This window comes from Pedobacter riviphilus, from assembly GCF_014692875.1.
Lineage (GTDB): Bacteria > Bacteroidota > Bacteroidia > Sphingobacteriales > Sphingobacteriaceae > Pedobacter > Pedobacter riviphilus.
Genome location: NZ_CP061171.1, coordinates 2911010 through 2926154, shown reverse-complemented (window position 1 = coordinate 2926154; position 15145 = coordinate 2911010). Strand labels below are relative to the sequence as shown.

The 15145-nt window shown below is 37.8% G+C and carries 14 protein-coding genes; 7 read left to right on the top strand and 7 right to left on the bottom strand.

Annotation, left to right across the window (positions count from 1 at the left end; genetic code table 11):
* Both aroB and H9N25_RS11985 read right to left on the bottom strand, forming a co-directional pair.
* On the bottom strand, positions 1 to 1059 hold the full coding sequence (gene aroB / locus H9N25_RS11990) for a 3-dehydroquinate synthase (protein ID WP_167294974.1): 1059 nt from the start codon (positions 1057 to 1059) through the stop codon (positions 1 to 3).
* Entirely contained in the window at positions 1059 to 1265 is a 207-nt protein-coding gene (locus H9N25_RS11985; protein WP_090497219.1) for an RNA-binding S4 domain-containing protein, read from the bottom strand. Before H9N25_RS11985 ends, aroB begins: the two co-directional genes overlap by 1 nt.
* Positions 1266 to 1359: 94 nt before the next feature.
* Here H9N25_RS11985 and H9N25_RS11980 point away from each other — a divergent pair, with 94 nt between their 5' ends.
* Positions 1360 to 2544 (top strand): proline dehydrogenase family protein, encoded by a 1185-nt coding sequence (locus H9N25_RS11980; protein ID WP_190326022.1) that lies wholly within the window; start codon positions 1360 to 1362, stop codon positions 2542 to 2544.
* Positions 2545 to 2830: 286 nt separating this feature from the next.
* Here H9N25_RS11980 and H9N25_RS11975 read toward each other — a convergent pair whose 3' ends face one another.
* The 3 genes from H9N25_RS11975 to H9N25_RS11965 all read right to left on the bottom strand — a co-directional run bounded on the left by H9N25_RS11975 (position 2831) and on the right by H9N25_RS11965 (position 6736).
* Complete coding sequence (locus H9N25_RS11975; protein ID WP_190326021.1) at positions 2831 to 3151, bottom strand: DUF962 domain-containing protein; 321 nt, start codon at positions 3149 to 3151, stop codon at positions 2831 to 2833.
* An 8-nt stretch (positions 3152 to 3159) separates the two neighbouring features.
* Complete coding sequence (locus tag H9N25_RS11970; protein ID WP_190326020.1) at positions 3160 to 3795, bottom strand: HAD family hydrolase; 636 nt, start codon at positions 3793 to 3795, stop codon at positions 3160 to 3162.
* A 232-nt stretch (positions 3796 to 4027) separates the two neighbouring features.
* Positions 4028 to 6736, bottom strand: coding sequence for a PQQ-dependent sugar dehydrogenase (locus H9N25_RS11965; protein WP_190326019.1), 2709 nt, complete (start codon positions 6734 to 6736; stop codon positions 4028 to 4030).
* 815 nt (positions 6737 to 7551) lie between these two features.
* On the opposite strand from H9N25_RS11965, the gene H9N25_RS11960 reads away from it, so the two are divergent.
* From H9N25_RS11960 to H9N25_RS25045, 6 genes are all read left to right on the top strand, one after another.
* Positions 7552 to 7740: a cold-shock protein gene (locus tag H9N25_RS11960; RefSeq protein WP_167294969.1), complete on the top strand. Its 189-nt coding sequence runs from the start codon at positions 7552 to 7554 to the stop codon at positions 7738 to 7740.
* 4 nt (positions 7741 to 7744) lie between these two features.
* Positions 7745 to 7942 (top strand): cold-shock protein, encoded by a 198-nt coding sequence (locus H9N25_RS11955; RefSeq protein WP_167294968.1) that lies wholly within the window; start codon positions 7745 to 7747, stop codon positions 7940 to 7942.
* 110 nt (positions 7943 to 8052) lie between these two features.
* Positions 8053 to 8262, top strand: coding sequence for a cold-shock protein (locus tag H9N25_RS11950; protein ID WP_190326018.1), 210 nt, complete (start codon positions 8053 to 8055; stop codon positions 8260 to 8262).
* A gap of 129 nt (positions 8263 to 8391) precedes the next feature.
* Positions 8392 to 9168: a helix-turn-helix domain-containing protein gene (locus tag H9N25_RS11945; RefSeq protein ID WP_190326017.1), complete on the top strand. Its 777-nt coding sequence runs from the start codon at positions 8392 to 8394 to the stop codon at positions 9166 to 9168.
* A 305-nt stretch (positions 9169 to 9473) separates the two neighbouring features.
* Positions 9474 to 9824: a sulfatase-like hydrolase/transferase gene (locus H9N25_RS25050; RefSeq protein ID WP_255524450.1), complete on the top strand. Its 351-nt coding sequence runs from the start codon at positions 9474 to 9476 to the stop codon at positions 9822 to 9824.
* The gene (locus H9N25_RS25045) at positions 9767 to 10957 is read left to right on the top strand and encodes a sulfatase-like hydrolase/transferase (RefSeq protein WP_255524449.1); all 1191 of its coding nucleotides are present in this window, start codon (positions 9767 to 9769) and stop codon (positions 10955 to 10957) included. The genes H9N25_RS25050 and H9N25_RS25045 overlap by 58 nt, the downstream gene beginning before the upstream one ends.
* A 699-nt stretch (positions 10958 to 11656) precedes the next feature.
* On the opposite strand, the gene H9N25_RS11935 is transcribed toward H9N25_RS25045, so the two are convergent.
* Together H9N25_RS11935 and H9N25_RS11930 are read right to left on the bottom strand one after the other, a co-directional pair.
* The gene (locus tag H9N25_RS11935; protein WP_190326016.1) at positions 11657 to 12925 is read right to left on the bottom strand and encodes an Hsp70 family protein; all 1269 of its coding nucleotides are present in this window, start codon (positions 12923 to 12925) and stop codon (positions 11657 to 11659) included.
* A 75-nt stretch (positions 12926 to 13000) separates the two neighbouring features.
* Entirely contained in the window at positions 13001 to 15094 is a 2094-nt protein-coding gene (locus H9N25_RS11930) for an HRDC domain-containing protein (protein WP_190329052.1), read from the bottom strand.
* Positions 15095 to 15145: the final 51 nt, after the last annotated feature.

Here is a 15145-nt window from a genome sequence, read left to right as displayed (position 1 = left end):
TTATAAACTGTTATAATAATCTAAACTGCTTAAAATATCAGCTGTACTTACACGGCAGTTAAACGTGCATTTACCTGTGCTTTCTAAAAGCGAAAAGAGGATGTTTCCATCTTCATTCTTTTTGTCGCTCTGCATCAATTCTAAAAGGGTATCGAAGCTTTCTTTTTTAATCTGGTATTTAGGATATAACGATAAGATATATCCGCTAATATCATTCAGTTCCGCTTTCGTTAGCGTGCTGTTTTTGATTGATAAAGCTGCCTCACAAACAAATCCGATGGCAATGGCTTCGCCATGTGTTAAAGGATTCTCGTCATTCGCTAAAGAATAACCTTCTATGGCATGCCCAATAGTGTGCCCGAAGTTTAAAATCTTACGCAGGTTTTTTTCATGCGGATCGATAGTAACCACCTCGTTTTTAATTTCTACAGACCGATAAATATCTTCTGCCGAAGGGGTTAAGTAATTACTTTCTTTTAATTTTTCGTAATATGGCTTATCATAAATCAAGCCATGTTTAATCATTTCGGCAAAGCCCGATAACAGCTCGCGCTGTGGTAATGTTTTTAAGAATGCAGTTTCGATAAAAACCATTTGTGGCAAGGTAAAGGTACCTACCATGTTTTTTACATTGTCGATATCGATCCCTGTTTTGCCACCTACCGAAGCATCCACCTGCGATAAAAGGGTAGTGGGTATATTGATAAAATCTATACCTCTTTTATAAGTTGAAGCAATAAATCCACCCATATCGGTAATCACGCCACCACCTAAATTAATCATCAAACTTTTGCGGTCGGCTTCAAAATCCAAAAGGGTTTTCCAGATACCGATACAAAAATCAATATTTTTATTTTCTTCTCCTGCTGAAGTTTCGATCAGATCAAATTCCGAAAAATCATCTAAAAGTGACTGGAATAGCGGTAAGCAGATCTCGCTGGTATGCTCATCAGCTAGTACAAAAACTTTGCTGTATTTATTGCTTTCTAAAAGTGTTTTTAGTGCTGTTAAACTGCTTTCGAAATAAAGGGTGTGGCCTGCGCTGGTTAGTGGTTCCATTAAATAATTTCTATTTTATTTTCGCCAAAAGTAATAATATCTCCAACTCTAACCTTATAGCGTTTGCGGAATTCGACCTCACCGTTAGTTTTTACTAAACCATCCTCAACAACGGTTTGGGCATCACCGCCACTGCCAACCAATCCACTTGCTTTTAGCAGTTGGATTAATGGAATAAATTCGCCCTCTAATTTGAATTGTATCATTTTCTGCAAAAATACGATTATTTAGAGGTTTTTAGTTTTAACAACCAATGCTTTTTATAATTTTGCACCAATCTGACTTATTATTAAAGTAAAAATGGACTTATCCCCCAACAAACAACCAAATTTCGACAACACGGAAATAGCTTTCCGTCAAAAATCTAACCACGAACTAAAAAAAGCATACTGGCTTTTTAAAATGATCGGAAGTAATTTTCTTACTAAAGTTGGTCCGGCCATTACAAACTTCTTTTTAAATATCGGTTTGCCGATCCAGGGCGCTATTAAAGCAACTATTTTTCAGCAGTTTTGCGGTGGCGAAACCATTGCCGAATGTGATAAGGCCATTGAACAACTACATAAAGGTGGTGTAGGCACCATTTTAGATTATTCGGTAGAAGGAGAAGAAGAAGAGCAGGTTTTTGACGAAACCTGTGCCGAAATTATCCGTACCATTATCCGTGCTGATGGTGATGTTAAAATTCCGATTACGGTTTTCAAAATTACCGGAATTGGCCGTTTTGCCTTATTGCAAAAACTAGATGCTAAAGAAACCCTAAATGCCAGTGAAGTGGCTGAGTATGAGAAGGTAAAACAACGTTGCGAAATGATTTGCCAAACAGCTTTCGATAAAGGCGTACCAATTATGATCGATGCTGAGGAAACCTGGATTCAGGATACAATCGACGAATTGGCCTTAGCGATGATGCGTAAATTTAACCGTGAACGGATTATTGTTTACAATACTTACCAAATGTACCGTCATGATAAGTTAGCCGATATGAAAGCCGACCATTTGATTGCCAAAGCTGATGGTTTTATTCTGGGCGTGAAAATGGTTCGGGGTGCCTATATGGAAAAAGAACGTAAACGTGCAGCAGAAATGGGATATCCTTCGCCAATTCAGCCAGATAAGGCAGCTTCAGACCGCGATTACAATGAATCTTTACGTTATTGTGTTGATCATATTGAAGACATTGCCATTGTTGCCGGAACGCACAATGAAGATAGCAGCCGCTTATTAACTTACCTTTTGGAGGAAAAAAATATAACGCATAATCATCCTCATGTATATTTTGCCCAGTTGTTGGGGATGAGTGATAACTTAAGCTTTAATCTTGCTGATTCTAATTATAATGTGGCAAAATATGTTCCTTACGGGCCAATTAAAGCGGTAATGCCTTATTTATTCAGAAGAGCACAAGAAAATACTTCGGTGGCCGGACAAACAGGCCGTGAGTTAGGTTTGATTGAAAGAGAATTAAAAAGAAGGAAACTGTAGTTCAGTTTTCAGTTCACAGTTGGTCGTTTTCAGTTTTGGGCGGTAATTGATACTGCCAATTGAAAATTGCCAACTGTTTTTGTTTACGCATCGTCATACTGTCCCGATTTTGCATCGGGATCAGCATCTTTCATATCTTATAATTATCATTATTTTTTTGGAAATGAACATGCAGTAGTCCTTCGGAACATGCAACCTCGCTTTGCGCTATATCCCCAATGAAGGATTGGGGGATGCCGCTTCAATCGAGTTTATGTTGAAAGGTAGTTTTTTAAACTACTGAAAACTATTTCTTCACTACAAAAGATTGTTTTCCCGTTAACAGGTCGTAAAAAAGGATAAAATCACTAGCTAAACTATAACCTGGATATTGAAAAGTAGCAGGCTTGTTTTTCTCGAAAAAGAAATGCCCAACCCATGCAAAACCATATCCCAATACGGGTATGGCCAGAAAGAAATGCCAATTGTGAAAAAGAAAGCCGGTAAAGAAAGCCAGGCAAACCAATCCGGTACCGATAAAATGTAAAATACGCGATGTGGTATTGCTATGTTCTGATAAGTAAAAAGGGTAGAACTCTTTTAGCGACTTAAACTTTTTTTCCGACATATACTAATTTACAAAATTCCGTTCGCTTTTAAAAAGGCGCCCAGTTGTGCCGGTTTTTCGGTCATTAATAATGCATTTAATCCTACTTTTTTGGCGCCTTCAATATGTTGAGGGCTGTCGTCTATAAATAAGGTTTCGGCCGGATCGAGATTATTTTCCTTTAATACCTGTTCAAAAATATTGGTATTGGGTTTACGCAGTTTCATGTGCTGGGAGAAATAAGCTTTCTCAAAATAATCATCGTAATTATTGATCTGGAAGGTTGCTTGCAGGTAATTGATGATCCAGTCGTAGTGGATTTCGTTGTTGTTGCTTAACAAAAAAGTACGGTATTTTTCTTTTACTTCAAGCAATAAATCGTGGTTTTGCTGTATGGTTCCAATTAAAAGGCTGTTCCATGCATCATCAATCTGCTGGTCGGTTAATTCTGGCTTTCCTGCAGCTTTTCTAATTCCTGCTCTAAACTCGGCAGGAGAAATTGCACCTGTTTCAAAATCATCAAATAGTTTATTGTGTGCTTTGTGGGCAAAGAAATTTTCAATATCGGTAATACCCAATTTTTGAAAAGAAGCCTGAGCAATTCTGAAATCGATATCAAATATTACGTTTCCGTAATCGAAAATAATGTTTTTAATGTTTTGCATGTAAATCATCGGGATTTGCTGCAAAGATATTATTGCTGATTTAATGAAGGGTATTAATCGGCATTTTTTTACAATAAAAAACCCGAAGTGCTTAATTGGATAGTAATACTTTGTAGATGCGTCATTCCCAACTTGATTGGGAATCTTAATGCTTTAGTGGTATTTTCTATTTGCATTAAGATTCCCGCCTTCGCGGGAATGACGCAGCATCAAAATAATTTTATTTATAGACCTATTTCGGCTCTACTGTTATCGATTGGATAATTGGCCTATTCTTTTTGTCATTCGTTGTTAATTCTTTGAATATAAAATAAATAGAATGAAATTTTCCATCCGAAAGCATATTGATCGGGATACTTTTTCTAAAAGTAGATTTTCCGATCATAATGCCTTTACTATCATCCAACCGGATTTCAATTTCTCCATCAGCACCTTGATCAAGGTTTAAGAAAGAAAAACCAAAGCCCGAAATGCCAGTTAAATCGATATTTTTAATGGCTAACCAGCCATTATCCTTAGTTAAGACAAGTTTTTCACCTCCAAAAACATCTTTTCGCTGAAAACCTCCAAAATCTTTAATATCATCGGCATCAATGATACTGCTTTTAAGATTGATGACATTTGTAGTGGTTAAAGGTTTTAAACCCACAGCACCTGCATCCGTATAAGTTGCTTTCAGGGTTAGTACCGATTTCTTTTTATCAGTAGCTGCTGACGGAACAATTTTGCCAGAAGTTGGGAGCGATGCTTTAACAGCTTCCTTATTACCCAAAGTCATAATCCACTCCGTAATTTTTTTCACTTCAGCTTCTTTCATAGTGCTATGTGCAGGCATTGGTACTTCTCCCCATACGCCGTGGCTACCGCCAATCACTTTTGAAGCCAGATAATCAACCGCTTTACTATCGTTCTTATATTTTGCTGCAATTTTTTCAAAGGCTGGCCCGATAGAAACAGCCGATTCTTTGTGGCAGGTACTACAATCAGATTTTAGCATTAGTACTTTGCCAATCATAGTTTGTGCGGCCTGTTGGTGCCCTAATTGTGCGCCAGCTAAATCGGTTCCTTCGGTATAAGTATTTGAAATGTATATACGATTGTTATTCACTTTAGCACCTTTATCGCTTACTAAAACTTTATAATCAACCGGTTTATTAGGGAAGTAAAAACTCTTATTTCCAGCTAAGTCAATATTTACAATTGGGTATTCGTTACCTGCAAAAACCGGTATTACCTGGCTCTTTGCCGAGGCTTTACTATTATCTATTACGGTAACGCTTACCGGATATTCGCCTGTTTTAGTATAAGTATACTGAAGGGTTGGCGTAGTGGTTACTTTGGTTATTCCTTTTCCTAAGTTCCATACATAAGTTAAAGGATCACCATCAGGATCTTTAGCGGTAACAGTTGCCGTCATTTTATAAGGGAGCAAACCACTGGTTTTTGCAATGTTCAGGCTTACAACTAAAGGTGGGCGGTTGCCTTTCAGGTAATCGATTCTGGTAATTGCAGCATCAGGATTTTTGGTAAACCATCCTTTGCCATACTCGAGGATGTATAATTTCCCATCAGGCCCCAATTCCATATCAATAGGTGCTGCTAAAGAGACTTTAGACATAAAGGGCTCCATGCTCAGGTAATCGCCCTGCGCATTCATCGTAACTGCTTTAACCCATCCACGTACCCATTCATAAATGATCAGTTTTCCGTTATAATAAGCCGGATATGCTGAATTTGCCGTGGCATAATACACCGGACCGGCCATTGCCGTGCGGCCACCTGCACCAACCTGTGGAAATTCTTTCGATTCGCCATATGGATACCAGATATAAGCAGGTTGTGCTGGCGGAAGTTGTTCCAATCCCGTATTGTTTGGCGAGTTATTAATTGGTTTTGCAGGATCAAATGCATTCCCGTTTGTTCCATTGGTATAATCGTAAGCTTTATAAGGATAGTTATTGCCAATAAATAAGGGCCAACCAAAATTACCCGCTTTACGGGCCTGGTTTACTTCATCGTAGCCTCTAGGACCTCTTAAATCATCATCATTACTCGCATCAGGCCCAACCTCGCCCCAGTATAAAAAGTTAGTTTTCTGATCAACAGAAATACGATAAGGGTTTCTGTTCCCCATAACATAAATTTCTGGTCTGGCTTTTGGATCGTTTTTAGAAAAAAGGTTACCATCAGGAATGCTGTAAGTTCCATCTTCGTTTACTTTAATCCTTAAAATTTTGCCCCGTAAATCGTTGGTGTTTCCAGCCGATCTCCTGGCATCGTACTGTTCAAATCCCTTTCTGTTGTCGAGCGGGGCATAGCCTTTATTTACATATTGTTGTTTAGGTGCATCAAAAGGAGTAGAGTTGTCGCCTGTTGAAACATACAATAAATTATCAGATCCAAAAGCAATAGAGCCACCGGTGTGGCAGCAGATTTCGCGTTGAGAATAAAATTCTAAAATGACCTTTTCTGATTCTTTTACAATCTGATCGTTTATTAACTTAAATCTGGATAGTCGGTTTACCGATTTATCAAACGGACTGTAGAAAAGGTAGATATATTTATTAACCGCAAATTTTGGATCTGCAGCCATGCCCAACAAACCTTCTTCTGCATTTACTCCTGGAGTGCTCGTTTTAAAATAAACATCAAGCTTGCCTGCTTCTTTAATTTTTTTAGTCTGATTTTTATAAATCAATACTTCACCTCTGCGCTGTGCTACCAAAATATCCAGGTTAGGGAGGATGGTCATTTCGGTAGGTTCAGTAAATTCTCCTTGTGCCAGGGTAACTTTTACAAAGCGGTCCTGATCTGGTGTGTCTATTTTATGTTTAGGAAAAAATTCGAAAGCCTTATGCTCGTAAATGTTTTTGTTTAGTGTTGTTGCCGATATAAATACTAATGCAATAGCAGATAACAGTAGGGTAAAAGTTGTTTTCATTTATTTGGTTAATGGATTTTTATTAAATATAGGATATAGTTTTATAGGTAGTGGTATTGTATCAAAATTTATGCGAACGGGGGCTCGAGTCTTTTAGGCCGGAGAGATTTAAAATTTGCAAATCGGGGTTAATGATCAGCTTATATCATTACAAAATCAAACCCATCAGAACCTGCATGAAAAAGTAATCTAGCTTAAAATCGTACAACCCTAAGTTTTATTTTATGTCAGACTATTGTCATTGTCATTTTAATCTGTAAATTACGGAATGGGCGATAAAGTAAATTTGATTCTTGGAATAGTTTTCCTTTTAGGTGGTTTTAGTGTTTTCTTTGTGATTTTTAGCGGAAAAAAGGGTTAGTTCAATTTTCAAATACTTTTTCAGGAGAAATTTTTCTCCTTGAATGGTTTATTTTGATGATGCGGCAAAATTCGGTATCCGAATAAAAAACAGAATTCATTTTTGGTGTTTACATCAGTCCCTTATTAATTTAGGGATTGCTGGACTATGCAATGATAAATATAGACTAACAGCTTATTGTATGCCAATCGAAATTTCGATACTGGTAAAATATTGCTTGTTTTTATCGATGTTTTTATTCAAATCCTATTTATTTATTAATGCTGAGTGTATCATATATAAAAAATAGGAAAGCTATAAATTCTGTCTTTGGCTTTTTTACATATGTTTTGGTTATGCCAACACTAAAATCATCGTTAGTTATAGCTTGATCTATCGATTTAGTATGGAAATCTATTTAATAAGTAAATCTTTTTGGTTTTTTGTATGTTTATGGTTTAAAATCTAAATCAAAATGCAGGGAACAGTAAAATTTTATAATGAATCTAAAGGTTTTGGTTTCATCATAACAGAAGACGGGGAAGAAGTTTTTGTTCACGTTACAGGTTTAACTGATAAAATAAGTCAGAATAACCGGGTAGAGTTCGAAATCGAACAAGGGAAAAAAGGTTCTATTGCAGTTAATGTAAAACTGATTCAGTAATTCGATGAGGTTAGGTACAGTAAAGTTTTATAACCAAAAAGAAGGTGTTGGCAGTATTACACCATCAAATGGAGGGAGAGAAGTAAGTGTTTTTGCCCACGGTGTGGTCGATCCCATTAAACCTAATAATATAGTTCAGTTTGATATTGAATTTACGCAGAATGGTGTAGAGGCCATTAAGGTAATTGTGCTATCTGTGTAAAATAGTTATTAAGGAATGTTTCTTGTATCCTATTTTATTTGTAAGTCTATTATTATTTGGCACAATTTTTTGATGGGCTAAACAAATAGTTAATACAAAAGTGTCGAAAAATGGTGACAAGCGCAAAAGGTACAATAGAATATTATAATGAAAATGAGGGTTTTGGAAAAATCATGAGCGATATTGGAGAAGAAGTTCTATTTTATCAAAACGGCTTAATAAATGGATTTAATTTAAGAAGGGGGATAAAAGTTTCTTTTGAATTGCACCAAACATTATCAATTGCAATAAATGTGTTGATTCTTGAACTGAAAGATTGATGATGATTTAGCGATTTGATGTTTAACCCGTATTGCAGATAGCATTTTATCATTATAATAAATTTATTTTAGCAACTTGTAACCAAATCTGATAAATTTGATCTTACTGTTGTTTATCCTTAAGTTTTTATGATACAGCTAGAGCCAATTAACGGTTTTTTTAAAAGAGAACATGCATTGCATGCAATATACCCTATGCGTATGTTGATTGTACGCGAGGGAAATGGCTTTTTATGTATGAATTCTGGCGATTATCCCCTGTTAAAAGGTAGGATTTTTTTTATTCCGGAAGAAGGCCTGGTTAGGCTCGATGGAGAAATTACTTCAGGTTATTGGCTAAGTTTTAGCAGTTTATTGTATGCAGAATTTTTACTTCAGCACTTAGATCCTCAGGCTAAGAATCTCTTCTTAAATTTATCTTTCAGGGATCTTGATTCGCACAAATCAATTAAAACTTATAGTTTACTCGATCAGCTAAAAAGAGAGATCAATATTAAAAAAGATATGCCCTTTTTAGCACAATATTTATCGTTATTTCTGGGTTTTACAGCTGGTTTAGATGGCTATCTTGCTGCTTTAACTTTAGATGATTTACAGCAGGTATTAAGGTTTAGGGCAATTTTAGAACAATTTTATAAGCAAGAAAGGTCCATTCAATTTTATGCAGAAGGCATGGGCATGAGTTCAGGTAAATTAAATAAATTTTTAGATCGTGTGCTCGGGAAAAGCCTAACAGTGCTCATCAAAGATCGTATTATGCGCGAAGCCGAAGAATTGTTGCTTCATAGTGATTATACAGTTGATGAAATAGCTGAATTATTGGGTTTTGAACAAACCACCAATTTTAGTACGAGTTTTAGGCGGCACAAAGGCATCTCGGTATCACAATTTAGCCGCCTAACCTAAATTGAATGAAAAATTGGTGCGTCTGCCAAAGAAATGTTCATCAGCTTGATTTCATCTCTTCTAGATGAACAGGTATTCCAGACCTCACCACATTAATTGCTTGCGCGCCTAACGCGTAAAGTTTTGCTTACTGCATCTATTTTATCAGCCGCACCAATTTTTACGTCTGCTAAATTATAAAATCTTAATCTAAAGAAGAAAAATATTCTTAAATATGTTACGTGGTTGTATTTCAGCATTTACAATTCGGTATCTACGTTGGTTTTGCACGAGTAATATAAAAAACTAGTAAACTTATAGTCTATTTGAAAAAAATTATATTTACCGAAAATATAATCATGATGAAGCAAGCGTTTACGAAATCTTTTTCCTTACTAAATGCATTCAAATTTATAGCTTTTGCTATGCTAATGGCGAGTTTTATTGCTGTAAAGGCACAAGGTAAAAAGAAACCCAATATTATTTTTATACTGGCCGATGATTTGGGTTATGGTAACGTACACAGCTTTAATCCGAATTCTAAAATCCCTACGCCAAATCTGGATAAGCTTACCGAAGAAGGAATTAAGTTTACACGTTTCTACTCTGGAAATACCGTTTGCGCACCTTCAAGGTGTGCGCTGATGACGGGTTATACCATGGACACGCCTGGATAAGAGGTAATGCAAAAGCCAAAGATGGCCTTGCTGCGCTACGTGCGCAAGATACTACCCTGGCCGAACGCTTAAAAGGAAACGGCTATAAAACAGGTATGTTTGGTAAATGGGGTTTAGGTGATGAAGACAGCAAAGGTGCGCCACATTTAAAAGGTTTTGATAGTTTTTACGGATACTTGGATCAATCGCATGCACACCATTATTACACTAACCATTTGTACGAAATTGTTGGCGGTAAAACAGTAGAAGTACCTGTTGATACTACAAAATATACTGAAGACTTGATTGTAAATAAAGCTGTTGATTTTATTAATGCCAATAAAGATCAGCCTTTCTTTTTATACCTGCCGTTAACAGTTCCACATGCGGAGTTAAAAGTACCTGCAACACTATTGAAGAGGTTCCAGAATGCAGATGGTTCGAGTAAATTTCCGCCCGAAACTCCTTTTGAGAAAAAAGGAAACTACAACAGTCAGGCGCAGCCACATGCTACTTTTGCGGCAATGGTAAATAAGCTTGATGCCGATGTAGGTACTATTGTAGCGTTGATCAAAAAATTAGGTTTGGATAACGATACCTACATTTTCTTTACCAGTGATAATGGCCCGCATAAAGAAGGTGGTGCTGATCCGGTATTTTTTAACAGTAGTGGCGAATTTAGGGGCGTAAAAAGAGATTTGTACGAAGGAGGGATCCGCATACCACTGATTGTAAGAGCGCCTGGCAAAATTGCGGCGGGGCAGGTTAATCCTACGCCATGGGCATTTTGGGATGTACTGCCAACGATCGATGATCTTACGGGTACAACATCACCCAAAAATATAGATGGCTTATCGTTCTCTCCATTATTAAGTGGCAAAAAAGCAGTTAAAGAACATGAATATTTCTACTGGCAGTTTAATGAAAGCGGTTTGAAAGAAGCTTTAACCAAAGGCGATTGGAAATTGATCCGTTTTAAAGAAAAAGGTACTGCCGAAAAGTTAGAACTGTATAATTTAAAAGCTGATATCAGCGAAAAGAATAATATTGCGGCAAAAAATCCTGAAACAGTTAAAGTACTCTATGCTTTAATGAAACAGGCTAAAACGCCATCAGAAAATCCGCTCTTTGAATGGTCGGAAATTGAAAAATAGATGATGAGGTGGTGAAGTAACGTAAAGAAAATGAGTTTTGTGCGGGTAGAACATGTCAACTGGTAATATCTAATACAATAGGCATTAGGAAATGTTTCCCTTGTCCTCTGTCGTCGCTGACCGAAATATTAGTGTTTTAAAATGAGGAAATGAGCATCCGGTGGTTCTTGGCAGCTTCAGTCCCGCTTTCACTTATAGTCCTCGCTGCGCTGCGGGCTATTCCGTTCAATCTGGTTTAGGAACAAGGGTTTCTGCACCTTACAAACCCTAAAAATGAAATAATGAATTAGCCACCTAGCCCCGGTTGCAGCGTTACCCTGCAGCAACGAGGTACGAGGAAGCGAAGCGTAAAAGCGAAAAACGGGAAAAAAGGGAGTGTTTTGTACAGGCATTGCGCTCCAAATAATAAATCTATTTATCCCCATCGCTATGGTTTCTGTCTCCAAGTACCATAAAGCCTTATCCTATCGGTAGGTGTCTCACCGATCGAAATAGAGTCAGGAAATGAGCATCCGGTGGTTCTTGGCAGCTTCAGTCTCGCTTTCGCTTATAGTCCTCGCTGCGCTGCGGGCTATTCCGCTCAATCTGGTTTAGGAACAAGGGTTTCTGCATCTTGCAAACCCTTGCGCTCCAAATCCAAATCAGCATTTCTTCTTGCAGCGTCCTAGGATTCTTCGTTCAGAATGACAGGTTGTATAATTAATCCTCAAACAGATAACCGCTATAGGCTAGTCCTTTGGCTACACTTTTAAAATTATCGCCAGAGTTTAATGGAATGTGAGGAAATTTGGTTTTAAACAGATTTTGTACGGCCGAAACCATCGATGTTCCTCCGGTTAAAAACAAACAATCAATGTCAACAGGGTTGATTTTGTATGTTTCCATAAACTGATCCAGGTAAGTATCGATTTTATCAATGTCTTTTTCGATGATGGAATTATACTGCCCGAGCGAAATATTCTCATTAATCTCGATTTCCATATTGCTGTAGGCGAAGGTAGAATGAAGTTGGTCAGAAAGTTCAATCTTAGTTTTCTCTATCGATCTGAACAGGGAATAACCCAGGTTGTTTTCGATCAAGGTGATCAGATTTTTAAATTTCGGATCGTTTCCTGAGTAATAATAATATTCCTCCATCTCTTTCTGAATTTTTAAACCGTTAAAAAAGTTCATTTTATCCCAGGTGCAAATATTTGCAAAAAGCGATTTAGGTACATTTAAAACTTTGCCAGGTGTAGCCTCATATAGGGTGTTTTTTCCGAAATATGGTGTGCCTTTATCCCACATAAATGCAGAATCAAGACTATCGCCTCCAATGTAGATACCGCCAGATGCAATCATGTCGTTTTTACGGTCTTTGCTGCCAACTTTATCCGGATCGAGAATCAGGTAGGTAAAATCTGTTGTACCTCCACCTAAATCGGCTACTAAAACGCGTTCTTTCTTACTGATGGTTTTTTCGTAGGCAAAGGCTGCACCGATAGGTTCAAATTGAAAACGGACATTGGTAAAACCGGCACTTTCTGCTGCCTTTTTTAACCTGGTTTGTGCCAGGGTATCTTTCATCGTATTGTCGTCATCAAAGAAAACCGGTCGGCCTATAATGGCTTTTTGGCAATCTTCACCAATAATCTGATCAGCTTTCGCTTTCAAATCTTTAAGAATTAACGTTACCAGATCGGATGCTGTATATCTTTTATTGTGGATACGGGTTTCGGTAAAAGTAGTTCTCGAGAGGATTTGTTTGATGGATTTGATAAAACGGCCTTTCATGCCATCGCTCAGGTAGGCATCTATTGCTTTTTCGCCAACAATATGGCTTTCGCCATCAACAAGACTTTTTACTTCTGTAAAATAAATCAATGAAGGGATAGAAATCGTATCTACAATTTCTTTCTTTTCTTCATCATAAATGGAAAGTGCCGAATTGGTTGTTCCAAAATCGATTCCGTATAAAAACTTACTCATGGTTTGATATGCTGTGGCTGGCGGCTAAAATGGGGTTGCGAAAGTATTAAAAAAAGCGTGAAGAACTAAATTTTTTTAAAATAACTCGCTGGTGCCTAAATGGGCGTTTACAATGCGGGTAATCTGTTGGCCGAGTTCTTTTGCATTGCCAATGCCTACGCTTTTAAGGGCCGCCAGCTGGTCGGTAGTTCTGGGCATTTTTTCGGCAATAGAAAGTAATGCTAGGTCAGAAAGTATGGCATAATCGGGGGTGCCACGCTGCTGCGCGATTGTTTTGCGCCATTCGACCAGGTTTTTATAAACCTGCGGATTGGAAATCTCTTTGGGCTTAATGCTTGGTTTAACCGATTTTTTCTCTGGCTGTTTATTGCCTGCTGCGTGCAGAGTACTGATATAATCTTTGATTGAAAATGGGGTCCACGAAATTTTAAATAAAGCCAGCTTGATCTCAAGGGCATCTTTACAATCATTTAATACCGTAAGCAATTTATCCGAGTGTGTATCATTATAAAAGTTGATGGCCACAATTCTTGCCATTAAGGTAATGAGTTGTTCCAGCTTTGGAACGAAATAATCAGACGCTTTCTGCAAACGTTCCATAAAAGCAGTTTCATTTGCCGGATTTTCATCGGTGTTTATTTTCGAAAATTCCTTTGCAATAAAATTCCTGGCTACTTTAAAGATCTCGTGCTGAAGAATCTGGTTTCCTTGTTCGTAAATAGATAAAAAGGCATTCTTCTCGTCTTTGTCGATTAGTTTGGAGCGCCCGAGTTTTTCCCAATCTTTGGCAACCAGTGAGAAATCCAGCAGCTCATGAATCAGCCCCCAGGCATATTGCTGCGTATAACGGGCCAGCAGATCGGCCGTAGGTTTATTTTGGTGAGCGGCTTTTGTAAAACTGATTACTTTGGCATCGGTAATGATATTTTCGGAAACTACAGGCGATTTTAGGATAAGTCCTTCCAAGCTTCTGCAACGGCTCAGTGCTACGTAAGCCTGTCCGTGGGTAAATGCAGTGCTCACATCAACTATCGCCTGATCGAAAGTTAATCCCTGGCTTTTGTGTACAGTAATGGCCCAAGCCAGTTTAAACGGGTATTGAGCGAATGATCCGGTGCTGGTTTCGTCAATTTTATTTTCTTCATCGCTCAGGCTATATTTAACATTTTGCCAGATTTCTTTTTCTACTTCGATTTCCCTGCTACTGTTCGTGAAAGTTACTTTTATCGAATCTTCGCTAATTGCTGTAATTTTTGCCGCTTTCCCATTGTAAAACTGCTTTTTCCCCGATGAATCATTTTTGATAAAGATAACCTGTGCACCCAGCTTTAACTGGAGTTTTTCATCGGTAGGATAGGCATCTTTAGGGAAATCGCCACTTACGGCCGCATTGAATTCGAAAATTTCTCCGGGTAATTTATCTAAACAACCCTGGTTAATTTCGTTAACCAATTGGTTGTGTGTAGTTAAAGTAATGTAATCATCTTTCCATTCCTGATCTAAAGATGGGTCGTAACGTTCATTCAGTTTGGCAAGAAGGTCAGCACTGAGACTATTTTCTCGCATTCCGTTCAAAATATCAAGAAATATGGGGTCTGATTGACGGTAAACTTTATCTAAGGTAAACGTAAGCATTGGCGTAGACCTGAAAACCAAGCTATCGAAAAAATAGGGACTGGAATAGTAATTGCCCAGGATATGCCAGGCATCATGAAAAATAGGAGAGAGCTGGTAAAGATCGCCGATCATTAATACCTGAACGCCGCCAAATGGACGGTTAGCACCCTTAACACGTTTTAAAGTACGGTCGATAAAATCAATCAGATCAACCCTAACCATACTAATCTCATCAATGATCAATAAATCAAGGCAGCGTAATAACCTTGTTTTTTCAGCAGAGTATTTAAAATTCGTTTCAGCATTTTCATCAACAACCGGAACCAAAGGGCCGAAAGGAATTTGAAAAAAGGAGTGAAGTGTTACGCCACCAGCATTTATTGCCGCAACAGCTGTAGGTGCAACAATGGCGAAATTCTTTTTTGTGGTATCCCTAATTTTGCGTAGGAGGGTAGTTTTACCCGTTCCAGCTTTACCGGTTAAAAAAACAGGTTGGTTGGTGGTGGCTAAAAAATCTAAAAGAAGTTGGTTGTCCGGGTCGGGCGTATTCATATCAATTACAAAATTAACCTATTCGAAATGGATTTAAGGACAGATTAACAG